Here is a 15930-nt window from a genome sequence, read left to right as displayed (position 1 = left end):
GAGGAAAATAATTTTGAGTAAAGTTTTAAACTATGGCCAGCCTTCCTTGAAAGGCACGTTACAGATACCTGGTGACAAATCTGTTTCCCATCGCTCTATAATGTTTGGAGCGATAGCAAAGGGAACCACAACCGTTGAAGGTTTCCTACAAAGCGATGACTGTTTAGCAACTATCGATTGTTTTTCTAAACTAGGCATTGATATATCCGTGGATGGAGAGAATGTAAAAATTATAAGTGAAGGCATTAACGCATGGAATGAACCAAAGGAAATACTATATACAGGTAACTCAGGAACTACTACACGATTAATGTTAGGTATTTTAGCTGGATCCAACGTATCATCTGTACTAATAGGGGATGATTCGATTCAAAAGCGCCCCATGAAAAGGGTAACAGAACCATTAAAACAAATGGGTGCTAATTTTATTGGAAGAGAGAATGCTCAGTATACGCCAATTGCAGTTGAAGGAACAAAACTACAATCTATGAACTATAAAATGCCAGTAGCTAGTGCACAAGTAAAGTCTGCTATTTTATTAGCTGCTCTTCAAGCAGAAGGCGAAACTGTAGTCACCGAAGTAGAAACCTCTCGAGATCATACTGAAAAAATGCTTCAGCATTTTGGTGCTGAAATTACGGTTGAAGACAAAACTATTCGTCTTACTGGTGGACAAGAGCTTACCGGCACCCATGTCGTTGTGCCAGGAGATATATCCTCTGCTGCATTCTTCTTGGTCGCTGGGGCGATTGTGCCAAATAGCACGTTAACCCTAAAAAACGTCGGATTAAATCCTACACGAACAGGAATTATTGAAGTTCTAGAAAAAATGGGTGCTAACATTAAGACTGAGTTTGATTCTTATAAAAGTCATGAAGAGATGGGAACACTGATGGTAGAGTCATCTTCTTTAAAAAGTACTGAAATTGGTGGGGAAATTATTCCTAAACTAATTGATGAAATTCCAATTATAGCTCTTCTTGCAACCCAAGCACACGGAACGACAATTATTAAGGATGCAGAAGAATTAAAAGTAAAAGAAACGAATAGAATTGATGCAGTAGTAAATGAATTAAAAAAATTAGGTGCCAACATAATTTCTACAGAGGATGGGATGATTATTGAGGGCCCAACTCCACTTCAAGGAGCAGAGATAAAAACATATGGTGATCATCGTATCGGAATGATGGCTGCTATTGCTTCTCTTATTACTTCAAGCCCAGTGACAATTGATAATGCTGAATGTATTTCTGTTAGCTACCCTAACTTTTTTGAGCAATTGAATAGTGTAATAGATAAAGTATAGGCACTGTTTATTATTTCAGATTATTATTAGCCAGTTTGCCTAGTTAATATATTACGCTTTTATAAAAAGTGCTCAGTTTGTAGACAAAAGGAATTAGCTAATTTGGTAGCTTTTTATTGATTTGGAGAAGCGTCGGCTCGACTCCTGCGGGAAAGAGAAATAAACGAGACCCTTCAGGAGCGTAGTGAGGTTACTGATTTTTATTTCGGACCCGTTAATTTCCGTTCCAGGCGGACGCTTTCCGCCGGCATGGCTTCAGTCGCTTCCTTCCCTACGCTCAGTCCAGGGTCTTCAGCTCATGCTTTTCCGGCAGGAGTCGCCGCCTTCCACTCCAATCAACTATTATCCGCTTTTCATATAGAAAATCATCATGCCATTAATAGAGTAGGTTTTTTATCACTTATTTTTTTCAATTAGTATTTAAAGAAAATCGTTGGAAAAGGCGACACTCCTGCGGGAACAGCGTTAGTCGAAGACCCCGTAGTTGAGGGGAAGGCAATCTAAGTTCGCCGCATCCTGCTCCTGCGCAAAGCTCGTCGCAAAAGAACTTTTGCGGCAACGATTGCATGACCAACATCGTGTTGGCCTAGGAGGCTAAGGCAACACCCACTGAAAGGGAGCCGTTTCAACGATTTCTTATTTATCGGACAACATTATTTAGTAAAGGCAAATTCTATAAACTTTTCAGTACCCTCAGGGTATTAGAGTTAGGGTGGCTAAGGGTACCTTATCAAATGGAAGACAATCTAAATTCGCCTGTGTTCTGCGACGACGATTGCTTGACCCACATCCTATTGGCCTTGACCCCTTCATGACCAACAAAGTGTTTGCCAAAGCACTTGGTGCATACCCGCGGTAAGCGAGCGGTGAGCCTTGGAAAAACTGATTTTCCTGAAAAGACAGTATTCATATTAATTTAAAGTTTGTTTACAGTCTGCAACTCTCCTGTAAAAGGAGAGTTTTTTTCTTGTTCATATTGAAATGTTCTTGTACGATAAAGCTATAGAAAGTATGGTGATCATATGGAGAAAATGTTGCCCTTTATTCAAGCAATGCAGGAAGGGGATATGGAGAAGCTAGCTACAATTGTGGATCGCTTTTTAATCGAAGGAAATCCGGATGAACAATATGAGCTTGCGGATTTATTAACCCAATATGGATACACAGAAGAAGCAATAAAAATTTTAGAGCATCTTCAATATTTATTTCCAGAGGAAAGTCAATTAAAAATAGATCAAGCACAGCTATGTTTAGAGATGGATCGTGAAGATGAAGCATTAAACCTGTTAACAAGTATTGATAAATCTAGTGAAGCATATCCACAAGCATTGCTTACTTTGGCTGATTATTATCAAATGATTGGACTTTATGAAGTTGCAGAGCAAAAAATAAATGAAGCAATTGCATTAATTCCAAATGAGCCTTTATTGCTATACGCAAAAGGTGAACTATTGTTTGAAACCGGAAGATATTTAGAAGCCGCTAGGATAATGGAAGAATTATTGCCTCAAAAGGATGCTTTGCAAGGGGTTGACCTGCCTCTAAAGCTTGCGGAAATATATAGTGCAGGAGCTGCATATGAAGAGGCAATTCCATATTACGCAGAGGCATTAAAAACAGAAGTTGCTCCAGACGTATTATTTCATGCAGCATATGCCTCCTTTCAAGTACAGCATTATGAAACTGCTATTAAGTACTTAGAAAATTTACTTGAAATAGATCCAGATTATTTTTCTGGTTATATGTTACTAGCGGAAGCTAATTCTATGCTGGAGAAGAACGAAGAGGCTTTAAAAGCAATAACGGATGGCATTGCAAGAGATGAATTTGAAAAAGAATATTATTTATTTGCAGGTAAAATTTCACTTAAATTGGGTAAATTGAAAGAAGCTGAGTCATTTTTGCGTGAAGCGATTGCTCTTGATCCTGAGTATATGGATGCGATATTTATATTGACCTCACTGTTTGCTACAGAAGAACGTGATGAGGAACTGGTAGAATTGTACGAGGATTTGAAAAAGGAGAACTTTGAATGGTCTTCTATGTACCCGTTTTTAGCTTCAGCATATGAACGATTAGAATTTTACGAAAAAGCATACGAATTTTATAAGTTAGCATATACTGACCATAAGGACGATGCACAATTCTTAGAGAAATACGTATACTTCCTACTGGAAGATGGAAAAAGAGAAGAAGCACTAGAAGTAGTGGCTTTACTACAGAAATTAGAACCTGAAAATAGTACTTGGTTTGATTTGCTTGAATAAAAAAGGAAGGAGAGGTTACGTGACTGCTTCTGTTTCAGTTGGCGAGAAGAAAGAATTTGTCCGTTGGTTTTTAAAAAAATATCAGATGAAAAGAAGAGAATGCGTCTGGATCTTGAACTACTTAATCAGTCATGAGACACTTTTAAATAATGTGCATTTTGTGGAAGAAGCGCATTATTGTCCAAGAGCAATGGTGATGTCTGTTACAACATCATCAGGAATACCATTCCGATTTTATAAAGGAAGCATTATGACAGCGGATGCAGAAAAATCATTTCATGATCTAAGGTTACATCCGGAGGAAGAAATGTATATCCAGTTAAATTTTCAAACAGTACCACCAAGTCCTGAATACTTAGCGGTATTGGAAGAAAACCCTTACATGCCGAAGTATTTGCATATTAGCGAAAAAGATAAACTGATTGTGGAAGATATTTTGTCGGAGAGTTTATATTCCTTTCAAGTAGAACAATTACAAAAACAAATCGATGAAGCAATCGACCAAAATAATAAAGCTAAATTTATAGAACTTTCAGCAATGTGGAATGAACTAGTAGATAGAGATATTTAGGAGAGATAAATATGCATTGGAACGGAAAAGATAGCGCAATATTTCAATCACAAAAAGAATATATAGATACAGCAGTAGTCCCGTTAACATTAATCGATGGATCCGACCAAGGATTCCAATTTGCAGCCTCAGCTGCCGACTTTACCTTATCCTTGGCAAATATAATTGAAAATCAATTCAAAGGAAGGATTGTTTTATTTCCTTCCTTCTCTTACACGAAAGATCAGGACAAGCTCACATTGTATAATCAGTGGAAAGAAGAGTTGAATAAAGCTGAGTTCAAACATATATTTTTCATTACTTCTGATAAAGAATGGAGCACACTGGGAGAAGACCATAACATTTTTTGGACACCTTCTGTACCGCTTGATTCTATGGATCAAAAACTAAGGAATTCTGTGTTGGAAGACCAACTTCGACAACTTATTCCGACATTCGCAAAAAAATGGGCGAATTAGTGACAATATCTTTCATTAATTGTTCACAAAGTATATAATTCGTTTTAAAGGAATATTGACCTTCCTTTTTTATTGATATATCATTGATATGTCCTAGTATTATTAATTCAAGCAAGTATGTCCATTGGACTGACCTTTAAGTAAGAGGGGGGAAAAGGATGAGTAACAATAAAGTATCAAGACGTCAATTTCTAAGTTATACACTAACAGGTGTTGGCGGATTCATGGCTGCAGGTATGCTTATGCCTATGGTACGTTTTGCAGTTGATCCTGTATTGCAAAAAACAGAAGGCGGAGATTTCGTACTTACGGAGAAAAAAGTTGCTGATATTACGGATGTTCCTGAACGTGTTGACTTCACTTTTGAACAAGTCGATGCATGGTACAAGTCTGATGTAACAAATACTGCATGGGTTTACAAAGAAGGCGATCAAATTATCGCACTTTCACCAGTATGTAAGCATTTAGGTTGTACAGTGAACTGGGAAGGTGACCCAGCACACAAAAATCAATTCTTCTGTCCATGTCACGCAGGTCGCTATGAGAAAAGCGGAAAGAATGTTCCAAAAACACCACCTCTAGGTCCGTTGGATCAATATGAAGTTCGTGAAAATGACGGTTTCTTAGAAATTGGAAAAGCTATGCCTAACACACTAGTTTAAAGTAAGGGGGTACGACATCAGTGCTGAACAAAATCTATGATTGGGTGGATGAACGTCTAGATATTACACCAATATGGCGCGATATCGCAGACCATGAAGTACCAGAACACGTAAACCCTGCACACCATTTCTCAGCATTTGTATATTGTTTTGGAGGATTAACATTCTTTATTACAGTAATTCAAATATTATCAGGTATGTTTTTAACTATGTACTATGTACCAGATATTGAAAATGCATGGGAATCTGTTTACTATCTTCAAAATGAAGTAGCATTCGGTGAAATCGTGCGTGGGATGCACCATTGGGGAGCATCGCTTGTAATTGTTATGATGTTCTTACATACTTTACGTGTATTCTTTACTGGTTCTTATAAAAAACCTCGTGAACTAAACTGGATGGTCGGAGTGTTGATCTTCGCTGTTATGTTAGGTTTAGGATTTACGGGTTACCTATTACCTTGGGACATGAAAGCATTGTTCGCAACAAAAGTAGGTATTGAAATTGCAGCATCAGTTCCATTTATCGGTGGAGCAATTAAAACATTATTAGCTGGTGATGAACATATCATCGGTGCACAAACATTAACAAGATTCTTTGCGATTCATGTGTTCTTCTTACCAGCTGCGTTATTCGCATTACTTGCAGCTCACTTTATCATGATTCGTCGTCAAGGTATTTCTGGTCCGCTATAATGGGTAAGTGGAGTAGATAATTCTTAAAAGGAGGGGACATTATGCATCGCGGAAAAGGTATGAAATTTGTCGGTGACTCTCGTGTAACAGATCCCGCAAGCCGCCCAAAGAAAACTCCGAAAGATTATTCTGAGTATCCTGGTAAAACAGAAGCTTTCTGGCCTGACTTTTTATTAAAGGAATGGTTAGTCGGTGCGGTTTTCTTAGTTGGTTATTTAGTTTTAACTGTTGCGCATCCATCGCCACTTGAGCGACAAGCGGATCCAACAGATACAGCGTATATTCCATTACCAGACTGGTATTTTTTGTTTTTATATCAATTATTAAAATATGAATTTGCTTCAGGTCCATTTAATGTTATTGGATCAATCATTATGCCAGGATTAGCTTTTGGTGCGTTATTATTAGTACCATTCTTAGATACAAGCAAAGAAAGAAGTCCTTGGAAACGTCCACTTCCAACTGGATTTATGCTTCTTGCTTTTGCTGCTATGATTTTCTTAACATGGGAATCAGTTGCAAACCACGATTGGGAAGCAGCTAAGGCTCAAGGGGAAATTAAAGAAGAGGTTGCTGCTGTGGAGATTGATGAAACTTCTGAAGGTTATCAAATTTACCAAGGTTCGTCCTGTATTGGGTGTCATGGTAACGCATTCGAAGGTGGTTTAGGAAAACCGTTAATCGGTTTAGAATACACTGCGGAAGAAATCGTTCAAATTGCTCATGAAGGTAAAGGCGGAATGCCAGGTGGTACTTTCCAAGGTACTGACGAAGAACTTCAAAAACTTGCTGAGTTTATTACAACTCTTCAACCAGCAGAATAATATTAAAGAGTCAGGAAACTGACTCTTTTTTTTTACCTACATATAAGAGGGAGCGTTTACATGAAAGATCTAGTGACGGTTTTGAAAGTAGTACTCTACAATAAATCATTTATGTGGCTATTATTCCTTGTAAACTTATTAGGTACAATTTACGGTTACTACTGGTATGAATCTCAGCTTTCAATTACGGAGCCAAAGTTTTATTTATTTGTCCCAGATAGTCCTACTGCAAGTTTATTTTTCACAATAGCTTTACTTGGTTGGTTACTAAAAAGTAATTGGAAATTAATCGAGGTACTTGCTTTAATAACATTGGTGAAATATGGCCTTTGGGCTGTTGTGATGAATCTTTGGACATTTGTAGAAACCGGATATCTAGGATGGATGGGATGGATGTTAGTAGCCTCTCACTTTGCCATGGCACTTCAAGCAATATTATATATGCCATTCTATAAATTTTCATGGATACATATTTTAATTGCTTCTATATGGACGCTTCATAATGATGTTATTGACTATGTTTTTGATCAAATGCCTACATACAGAAGTTTAAGTAGCTTTTCAAATCAAATTGGATATTTTACATTTTGGTTATCGATAGCATGTATACTCATTGCAATTGTAAATTATCAGAAAAGGTCAAAGCTTATTAGTTGATTGAAGATAAAATTCCATTTAAAATAGTAGTATAGATTGAGAGGGGGAAAAACTAGTTGGTTTCTTATATTGTATATTTTGCGATAATCTTGTTATTGCCAATTTATGCACAAATGAAAGTAAAAAGCACGTTTAAAAAATATTCAAAAGTTCGCTCTACTTCTGGGATGAACGGTGCCCAAGTAGCTAGAACAATATTAGATGCAAACGGATTACATGACGTTAAAGTTGTAGAAAGTAGTGGGTTTTTAACTGACCATTACAATCCAATGACAAAAATTGTCGCATTGTCTTCACAAAATTATCATGAGTCTTCTGTTGCAGGTTCTGCTGTTGCAGCTCATGAGGTTGGGCATGCTATTCAACATAAAGAAGCATATACTTTTCTAACTTTAAGACATAAATTAGTTCCAGTCGCTAACATTTCTTCTAATGCTTCTTGGATCTTTATTATGATTGGTATGTTAGCAACTTTCCCTAGTTTAATGTTACTTGGTATTGTATTGCTTGCAGTAGGTGTGGTTTTCCAAATAGTAACACTCCCGGTTGAGTTTAACGCTTCCAATCGTGCAATGAACCAAATGGTATCATTAGGTATTATTCGCAATGAAGAAGAACCTCATGCGAAAAAAGTACTTAACGCCGCTGCATTAACATATGTAGCTGCTGCTGCAGTAGCGGTTCTTGAGCTAGTACGTTTAATCTTAATATACAGTGGTATGGCAAACAGAGACGAATAGAATTTAAAAAGGATTGTCCCACGTCGTTATGGGACAATCCTTTATTATTCTATTGGTTTTTTCTCGTCATCAAGAGTAAAGCCCTCACCCATAACATCATGCACATCCATCAAAGAAACAAATGCATGTGGGTCAACGGAAGTAATAATAGACTTTAGTGCAGTAATTTCATTTTTAGCGACCACACAATAGAGAATTTCCCGCTCATTCTTAGTAAAATGACCATGTCCTCGAAAAATCGTTACTCCACGGTCCATTATTTCTGTAATGCGATCAGCAATTTCATTTTGATGTTCCGAAATGATAAATGCACCTCTTGCTGAATAGGCACCTTCTTGAACAAAATCAATCACTCTTGCTCCTACAAAAACAGCAACTAGAGTATACATCATAGATCTTTCGTCTAAAAAAGTTAACCAGGAAAGTAGAATAACAAATGCATCAAATAAAAACATTGTTTTTCCCATGCTCCAACCTTTGTATTTAAACACAAGACGAGCAATAATATCAACGCCACCCGTTGTTCCACCAAATCTAAAAATAATACCTAAACCAATACCAACGAAAACTCCGGCAAACAGGGAAACAAGAAACAAATCATCCTTTAATCCTAATTGGAATTCGTATACATGAAATATCTTTAAGAAAACTGAAACGGATAATGTTCCTAATACAGTATAAGCAAACATTTTTCTTCCGAGCAATTTCCAACCAATGATAAACATTGGAATATTGAGTAGTAGGTTCATCAATGCTGGATCCCAGTTAAATACGAAATATAAAACTAATGTAATACCAGAAAATCCACCTTCTCCAAGTTCGTTTTGCATATTAAAATGTACAAAACCAAAACTATAAATAGCGGATCCAATTATTATAGCTATAATATTTTTAAGTTTTAAACCAATCCCCATGAATCCACCTCACTATAATAGTATACTTAATATTATCATTCATTTGTTTGCTTTTGACAACCAGTGTATATTTTTATTAGGATGAGTAAGGGAGCGTGAAAATATGTCTGAAAATAAAATGTTAGTTGACCTACAAAAAGATGTAGATTTATACATAAATCAATTTAAAGAAGGTTATTTTCCACCAATGGAGATGCTAGCAAGACTGACTGAAGAGTTAGGAGAGCTATCCAGAGAGATACAACATAAATATGGGACAAAGAAAAAAAAGAATACGGAAGTTGATAAAGAGCTTGCGGAAGAAATGGGAGATTTCTTTTTTGTGTTAATTTGTTTGGCAAATGCAGAAGGAATTGACTTACAAGAATCCTTGCAGAAGGTATTAAATAAATACAATACACGGGACAAGGATCGTTGGACTAAGAAGGAGGACTAGTTATGGTAATAAAGGTAGCGGTCGCAGGACCAAGAGGTAGAATGGGAAAAGAAGCAGTAGCTACAATAGTTAAAAACACAGACTTTTTATTAGTTAGTGTTTTAGATAATAAAAATGGTGAAGAGTTTCTAGGAGATAATATCCCAATATTCACTTCTTTAGAAGAATTAATTTTTCAAACAGAACCAGATGTATTAGTAGATTTAACAGTACCGAGCTCTGTCTTTGAACATGCTATGATTGCTCTGGATAATGGTGTTAGACCTGTGATTGGTACAACAGGCTTTACTGATTTACAATTAGATGAGATTCGAAATAAAGTAGAGGAGAAAGAGATAGGATGTATTATTGCTCCCAATTTTTCAATTGGAGCAGTTTTAATGATGAAATTCTCCCAAATGGCTGCTAAATACTTGCCGAACGTTGAAATAATTGAAATGCACCATGACCAGAAAGTAGATGCTCCTTCAGGTACAGCTATTAAAACAGCACAGATGATAAATGAAACGAGGACTATTTTTGAGCAAGGGCACCCAGATGAAAAAGAAATTATGGAAGGTGCAAGAGGGGCAAACTTTTCTGGAATGCATATACATAGTGTGCGAATGCCAGGTCTTGTTGCTCATCAACAAGTACTATTAAGTGGAGAAGGGCAGTTATTGACTATTCGACATGATTCGTTTGATCGTACTTCTTTCATGTCTGGAATTGTATTATCCATCAATGAGATCATGAAACAAAATACATTGATTTACGGCTTAGAAGATATTATTTTATAGGGGTGACGATATGAGAATAGCATTAGTGGCACATGATAAAAAAAAGGATGATTTAGTTCAATTTGTAACAGCATATAAAACTATTTTTGAGGAACATGAATTATTTGCTACCGGAACGACAGGTAATCGAATAATTGACGAAGTAGGCTTGTCTGTATTCAGATACAAATCAGGTCCTCTAGGTGGGGATCAACAAATTGGGTCTGCTATCGCCAACAACGTGATGGATATGGTGATTTTTTTCCGAGATCCGCTTACAGCGCAACCTCATGAACCAGATGTATCTGCATTGATTAGACTATGTGATGTATACCAAATACCGTTAGCGACAAATATGGGCACTGCTGAAATATTATTAAAAGGAATTGAAGAAGGATTTTTGGATTGGCGGTTGCTTGAAGAGAGACGTTCACGTTAAGGAAGTGATTATGTGCGTAAATTGAAAATTGGAATAACCTGTTACCCGACGGTAGGAGGTTCCGGAGTCATTGCTACGGAATTGGGTAAAATGCTTGCTGAAAAAGGGCATGACATTCATTTTATCACTTCCAGTATGCCTTTTAGGTTGAATAAAATGTATCCTAATATCACGTTTCATCAAGTTGACGTAAATAGTTATTCTGTATTTCAGTATGCTCCGTATGATATTGCGTTAGCAAATAAAATGGCGGAAGTAATTGAAGATGTAGGATTAGATGTATTGCATGTACATTATGCAATTCCTCACGCTGTTTGCGCTATTTTGGCACGTGACATGGCAAATTCCGACATTGGTATTGTAACCACATTACATGGTACGGACATAACCGTACTTGGTGATGATTCTTCCTTGTCAGGCGCCATACGTTATGGAATTGAAAAATCAGACATTGTTACTGCTGTTTCGGATTCATTGGTTAGCCAGACCGTGGAGTTAATTGCTCCTAGAAAAGAAATAGAAACCGTTTATAATTTTGTTGATGAAAATGAATATACGAGAAAAGAAGATAGCAATTTAAAAGAATTATTAGGAATCAAAAAGGATGAAAAAGTAATCATCCATGTTTCAAACTTTAGAAAAGTAAAACGGTTACCAGATGTCGTCAAAAGTTTTGAGCTAATTCGAAATGAAATTCCCGCAAAATTGTTATTAGTAGGAGACGGTCCTGAAAAACACCCTGTTATGGAATATGTTAAAGGAAGGTCTATTGAAAAGGATATATTATTTTTAGGCAAACAAGATAATCTGTCTGAATTGTATTCAATCTCGGATTTAATGCTACTGCTATCTCAAAAAGAGTCTTTTGGATTAGTACTATTGGAAGCTATGGCGTGCAAAGTGCCTTGTATCGGTACAAATATAGGTGGTATTCCAGAAGTAATTTCAAGTGGAGAAAATGGATATCTAGTTGAACTAGGAGATATTAACAAGGTTGCCGAATATGGATTGAAAATATTACAAGATCCCTTATTACATAAAGAACTAAGTGAAACATCTTTGAAAATTGTGAGAGAACGTTTTAGTTCTGCTAGCATAGTTGAACAGTATGAATTGTTATATGAAAGAGTGGCGAGAAAATAACATGATGAAGAACCGGTGGCCGATTGCATATCAAGTAATTAAAAAGCTTGAACATGCTGGTTTTGAAGCATATGTAGTTGGTGGAGCAGTCCGCGATTTTATAAGAGAAGTTCATGCAAATGATGTGGATATAACTACAAATGCTACACCGAAAGAAGTCAAACAGTTATTTGAACACACAATTGATGTAGGAATTGAACATGGTACTGTACTTGTTGTATTAGATGACACAATAGAAGTGACTACTTTTCGTGCTGATGCTACTTATTCGGATTTTAGAAGACCAGACAACGTTGAATTTGTTCGTTCACTCCAAGAAGACCTACAAAGAAGAGATTTTACTATGAATGCAATGGCAATGACAAAATCAGATGAGTTAATTGATTATTTTGGCGGGCAAAAGGATATTGAAAAAAGAGTAATACGAGCAGTTGGAGACCCAAATAGACGTTTTTCCGAAGATGCACTGCGTATGCTAAGAGCAGTTCGGTTTTCTGCACAGCTGGATTTTTCTTTACATGAACGTACTTTTGAAGCAATTCAATCGTTACATCCGTTGATTGAACATGTATCAATCGAAAGAGTGAAAGCTGAACTCGAGAAGATTTGGACAAGTAATTATGTTGGAAGAGGCATGCAATTATTTGTATCAAGTAAACTAGCAGAAAAGTTTCCTGGTGAATGGGATACTCATCTGGAAAAATGGAATAGTTTTAAATGCTTTGGCAATGCAGCTAATGGTTGGACCTTTTTTGCACTTATGCAACAGACTGATGGCATTAATGAATTATTAAATTATTATAAGTGTTCAAATGCTGAAAAAGCCTATGTGAAACAAGTATTATCTGCAGTAGACCTATTGAGAAAAGGATATTGGACGACTTATGAAATTTTTCAATTTAAAGAAGATGTTCTAATAGCGGCTGTTTCTTTCGGTGAACTCATTTTTGGAATTTCTTCTTCCTATACAAACGAATCAATTCAACAATTAAAAAAAGCCATTCCAATAATGTCTTCGAAGGAAATTGTTGTTAATGGAAATGACATAATGGAATGGAAACAACAAAAAAGAGGACCTTGGTTAAAAGAAGTTATAGAAAAAATGACGGAAGCAATTGTAAATGGACAATTGGCGAATAATCGAAAAAATATAAAGGAATGGTTTTTTCGTGAATATGACGAATAAAGAAAGAATACTGACCCAATTGATTGCTGCAAAAGGAAACCCCATATCAGGTCAAAAACTTGCAGATGAATTATCAATTTCCCGTACAATGATTTGGAAGTATCTGAAAGCACTAGAAGAAGAGGGATATGTTTTGGAAGCTGTAAAGAAAAAAGGTTATATTCTACAAAAAATCCCAGATATTGTATCTAAAGAAAGAATAACTCCTTTGTTAGAAACAAAGGAGTTAGGTCGTACTATTCTATATTATCCTGTTTGCGATTCTACCCAAAATATAGCTGCAGAGACAGCCAGAGATGGTGCCCCACATGGTACATTAGTAATTACGGAAGTGCAAACCTCTGGAAGAGGTAGGTTGGAACGAGCTTGGAATTCTTCTGCTAATAAAGGAATATGGATGAGTGTCATTATTCGACCGGAAATCAGTCCACATCAAGCACCACAATTTACTCTTGTATCAGCTGTCGCTATAACAAAGGCAATAGAATCGTTAACAGGCTGTGTACCCGAAATCAAGTGGCCGAATGATTTATTAATAAACGGTAAAAAAGTAACTGGTATATTGACTGAGCTTCAAGCAGATATGGATCGTGTTCAGTCCATTATTATTGGAATTGGTGTAAACGTAAACCAAGATTCGAATTCTTTTAATGAATCAATTCAATCAATTGCTACTTCTTTAAAAATGGAAACAGGGATAGAGATAGACAGAGCTGCTTTGGTTGCTAAAATCTTATTCTATTTAGAAAAATATTCTAGAATGTATGTGGAAAACGGATTTGAACCTATAAAACTTCTATGGGAGAGTTATAGCTGTACTATTGGAAAAAGAATTAGAGCTAGCCTTTTAAGAGAAACACTAGAAGGGGTTGCGATTGGAATAACAGCTGATGGTGTATTAGAGCTTCGATTAGATACTGGTGAAATTAGAGGTATCTATTCAGCAGATATTAACTTGATTGACAAATAATAATTTGGACTAATTAGTAGTATTCTGTTATTCTGTATGCGAAGGGTAGTATCTTAATCGAACTGCACCTGCAATATCATTTATTTTAATTTAATAGTCTGCCTTGATCATGTAACGACAGGGACGGAGAAAACCTACATTTAACTTTTCTGCCCTTCTGCCCATTTCTGGGATTGAAGGGCTTTTTATCGGTTTTCTTCTCAATAAAAGAGGAGTGATACGCTTTGAAAACAACAAGTAGTTTTGTAGAAATGAAAAAAAACAACGAAAAAATTGCCATGATTACTGCATATGATTATCCCACCGCTAAATTTGCGGAAAATGCAGGAGTAGACATGATTCTAGTTGGAGACTCCTTAGGTATGGTTGTGCTCGGTTATGATTCAACTGTTCTTGTAACACTAGATGACATGATACATCATAGTAAAGCAGCTAGAAGAGGTGCTCCTAACACATTTTTAGTAGTTGATATGCCTTTTGCTACTTATCACGGTTCACTAGACCAAACACTGTCAAATGCGGTAAAAATTATGCAGCAAACCAGCGCACAAGCTTTAAAAGTAGAAGGTGCAGATGAAGTAATTCCTGTCATTCAAAGATTAACATCTGCTGGTATACCAGTAGTTGCCCATCTAGGTTTACTTCCACAATCTGCAGGAGTTCTTGGTGGCTATAAAGTTCAAGGTAAAACTGCAGCAGCTGCAGAAAAATTGATAGAAGATGCAAAAAAATGCGAGCAAGCTGGTGCTTGTGCAGTAGTATTGGAATGTATTCCTCATCAATTAACTGAAAAGATATCTGCTGCCTTAACTATTCCTACAATAGGTATAGGAGCTGGTGTTACTGCTGATGGTCAAGTGTTAGTTTTCCATGATATGGTCAAATATGGAACTCATCATATACCGAAATTTGTAAAGGAATTTGCAAATATTGGTGGTCCTATTGCAGATGGTATTACTCAATATGTGCAAGAGGTAAAACATGAATCGTTCCCGGCAGAGCAACACCAATTTACAATGAAAGAAGATCAACTTCAACAATTGTATGGAGGCAGTCATGAAAACAGTACAAACAATCAATGAGTTACAAGACTTTTTATATAGTAATAAAGGAAAAACAATTGGATTAGTTCCTACAATGGGATACTTACATGAAGGGCATCTCGCTTTATTAAATAAAGCGAGAGTGGAAAATGATATTGTCGTATCAAGTATTTTTGTCAATCCCGCTCAGTTTGGTCCCAACGAAGATTTAGATCGATACCCAAGAGATATCGAACATGATACCGAACTTGCAACAAAAGCAGGGGTAGATGTTCTTTTTGTACCATCAGTTTCAGAAATGTACCCATTTGAAAGCGGCATTTCTATTCACGCGGGGGAGCTTTCCACTAAACTTTGCGGAGAGAGCAGACCAGGACATTTTGACGGTGTATTAAAAGTGATAACTAAGTTATTTCATTTAGTGCAACCGACAAAAGCGTATTTTGGTCAAAAAGACGCACAACAACTTGCAATTATAGAGACATTCGTTCAGGGATATAATTTTCCTGTGCAAATTGTACGCGTGCCAACTGTTCGGGAAGCAGATGGACTTGCAAAAAGTTCACGTAATGTCTTTTTAAGCGAAAAAGAAAGAGTAGAAGCCATCCATTTATATAAAGCATTAACTATTGCAACCGAAACATGGATAGAAACAAAAAATATTCAAGATGCGCTAGCAAAAGGTAAGGCTCATATTGAACAAAATACCTCTGGTAGAATAGACTATATGCAAGCATTGTCCTATCCGAACTTACAAACAGACCTGAATAACGTGGAGCAAGTATTGTTTGCATCAGCAGTTTTTTTTGAAAATGCCCGATTGATAGATAATATAATAGTAGAAGTAAAGGATGTGTAACA

Annotated in this window: 18 protein-coding genes; 17 read left to right on the top strand and 1 reads right to left on the bottom strand. The window is 36.5% G+C overall.

The window, feature by feature from the left end:
- The first annotated feature begins 13 nt into the window (after nt 1-13).
- The 9 genes from aroA (at nt 14) to WAX74_RS01750 (ending at nt 8180) form a co-directional block, all read left to right on the top strand.
- Nucleotides 14-1306: a 3-phosphoshikimate 1-carboxyvinyltransferase gene (aroA, locus tag WAX74_RS01790; RefSeq protein ID WP_413788898.1), complete on the top strand. Its 1293-nt coding sequence runs from the start codon at nt 14-16 to the stop codon at nt 1304-1306.
- Nucleotides 1307-2328: 1022 nt separating this feature from the next.
- Entirely contained in the window at nt 2329-3573 is a 1245-nt protein-coding gene (locus WAX74_RS01785; RefSeq protein ID WP_336495947.1) for a tetratricopeptide repeat protein, read from the top strand.
- Between the two features lie 19 nt (nt 3574-3592).
- On the top strand, nt 3593-4144 hold the full coding sequence (locus tag WAX74_RS01780) for a ReoY family proteolytic degradation factor (protein WP_336495946.1): 552 nt from the start codon (nt 3593-3595) through the stop codon (nt 4142-4144).
- A gap of 11 nt (nt 4145-4155) precedes the next feature.
- Nucleotides 4156-4602 carry a DUF2487 family protein gene (locus WAX74_RS01775; RefSeq protein ID WP_336495945.1) on the top strand — a complete coding sequence of 149 codons (447 nt, stop codon included), beginning with the start codon at nt 4156-4158 and terminating at the stop codon, nt 4600-4602.
- A gap of 158 nt (nt 4603-4760) precedes the next feature.
- Nucleotides 4761-5264: a ubiquinol-cytochrome c reductase iron-sulfur subunit gene (locus tag WAX74_RS01770; RefSeq protein WP_336495944.1), complete on the top strand. Its 504-nt coding sequence runs from the start codon at nt 4761-4763 to the stop codon at nt 5262-5264.
- Between the two features lie 20 nt (nt 5265-5284).
- Nucleotides 5285-5959 carry a menaquinol-cytochrome c reductase cytochrome b subunit gene (gene qcrB / locus WAX74_RS01765; RefSeq protein ID WP_053589782.1) on the top strand — a complete coding sequence of 225 codons (675 nt, stop codon included), beginning with the start codon at nt 5285-5287 and terminating at the stop codon, nt 5957-5959.
- Between the two features lie 41 nt (nt 5960-6000).
- Nucleotides 6001-6783, top strand: coding sequence for a menaquinol-cytochrome c reductase cytochrome b/c subunit (locus WAX74_RS01760; protein ID WP_336495943.1), 783 nt, complete (start codon nt 6001-6003; stop codon nt 6781-6783).
- Nucleotides 6784-6843: 60 nt separating this feature from the next.
- Complete coding sequence (gene lhaT, locus WAX74_RS01755) at nt 6844-7440, top strand: lipoprotein heptaprenylglyceryl N-acetyltransferase LhaT (RefSeq protein WP_336495942.1); 597 nt, start codon at nt 6844-6846, stop codon at nt 7438-7440.
- Nucleotides 7441-7496: 56 nt separating this feature from the next.
- A complete protein-coding gene (locus WAX74_RS01750) occupies nt 7497-8180 on the top strand; it encodes a zinc metallopeptidase (protein ID WP_336495941.1) in 684 nt (227 codons plus the stop codon).
- 44 nt (nt 8181-8224) lie between these two features.
- Here the strand turns inward: WAX74_RS01750 and WAX74_RS01745 are convergent, their stop codons facing one another.
- On the bottom strand, nt 8225-9094 hold the full coding sequence (locus tag WAX74_RS01745) for a YitT family protein (protein WP_336495940.1): 870 nt from the start codon (nt 9092-9094) through the stop codon (nt 8225-8227).
- Nucleotides 9095-9197: 103 nt separating this feature from the next.
- On the opposite strand from WAX74_RS01745, the gene WAX74_RS01740 reads away from it, so the two are divergent.
- From WAX74_RS01740 to panC, 8 genes are all read left to right on the top strand, one after another.
- Nucleotides 9198-9530, top strand: coding sequence for a nucleotide pyrophosphohydrolase (locus WAX74_RS01740; protein ID WP_336495939.1), 333 nt, complete (start codon nt 9198-9200; stop codon nt 9528-9530).
- Nucleotides 9531-9532: 2 nt separating this feature from the next.
- Nucleotides 9533-10309, top strand: coding sequence for a 4-hydroxy-tetrahydrodipicolinate reductase (dapB, locus tag WAX74_RS01735; protein ID WP_336495938.1), 777 nt, complete (start codon nt 9533-9535; stop codon nt 10307-10309).
- A 10-nt stretch (nt 10310-10319) separates the two neighbouring features.
- Entirely contained in the window at nt 10320-10727 is a 408-nt protein-coding gene (gene mgsA, locus WAX74_RS01730) for a methylglyoxal synthase (protein ID WP_336495937.1), read from the top strand.
- Nucleotides 10728-10739: 12 nt separating this feature from the next.
- Nucleotides 10740-11870, top strand: a complete 1131-nt coding sequence (bshA, locus tag WAX74_RS01725) for an N-acetyl-alpha-D-glucosaminyl L-malate synthase BshA (RefSeq protein ID WP_336495936.1) — start codon at nt 10740-10742, stop codon at nt 11868-11870.
- Entirely contained in the window at nt 11848-13056 is a 1209-nt protein-coding gene (locus WAX74_RS01720) for a CCA tRNA nucleotidyltransferase (protein ID WP_336495935.1), read from the top strand. The genes bshA and WAX74_RS01720 overlap by 23 nt, the downstream gene beginning before the upstream one ends.
- On the top strand, nt 13046-14026 hold the full coding sequence (locus WAX74_RS01715) for a biotin--[acetyl-CoA-carboxylase] ligase (RefSeq protein WP_336495934.1): 981 nt from the start codon (nt 13046-13048) through the stop codon (nt 14024-14026). Before WAX74_RS01720 ends, WAX74_RS01715 begins: the two co-directional genes overlap by 11 nt.
- A gap of 224 nt (nt 14027-14250) precedes the next feature.
- Nucleotides 14251-15108: a 3-methyl-2-oxobutanoate hydroxymethyltransferase gene (gene panB / locus WAX74_RS01710; RefSeq protein WP_336495933.1), complete on the top strand. Its 858-nt coding sequence runs from the start codon at nt 14251-14253 to the stop codon at nt 15106-15108.
- Entirely contained in the window at nt 15083-15928 is an 846-nt protein-coding gene (gene panC / locus WAX74_RS01705) for a pantoate--beta-alanine ligase (RefSeq protein ID WP_336495932.1), read from the top strand. Before panB ends, panC begins: the two co-directional genes overlap by 26 nt.
- Nucleotides 15929-15930: the final 2 nt, after the last annotated feature.

This window comes from Psychrobacillus mangrovi, from assembly GCF_037104765.1.
GTDB classification, from domain to species: Bacteria; Bacillota; Bacilli; order Bacillales_A; family Planococcaceae; genus Psychrobacillus; species Psychrobacillus mangrovi.
This window is presented reverse-complemented; position numbering and strand designations above follow the sequence as displayed.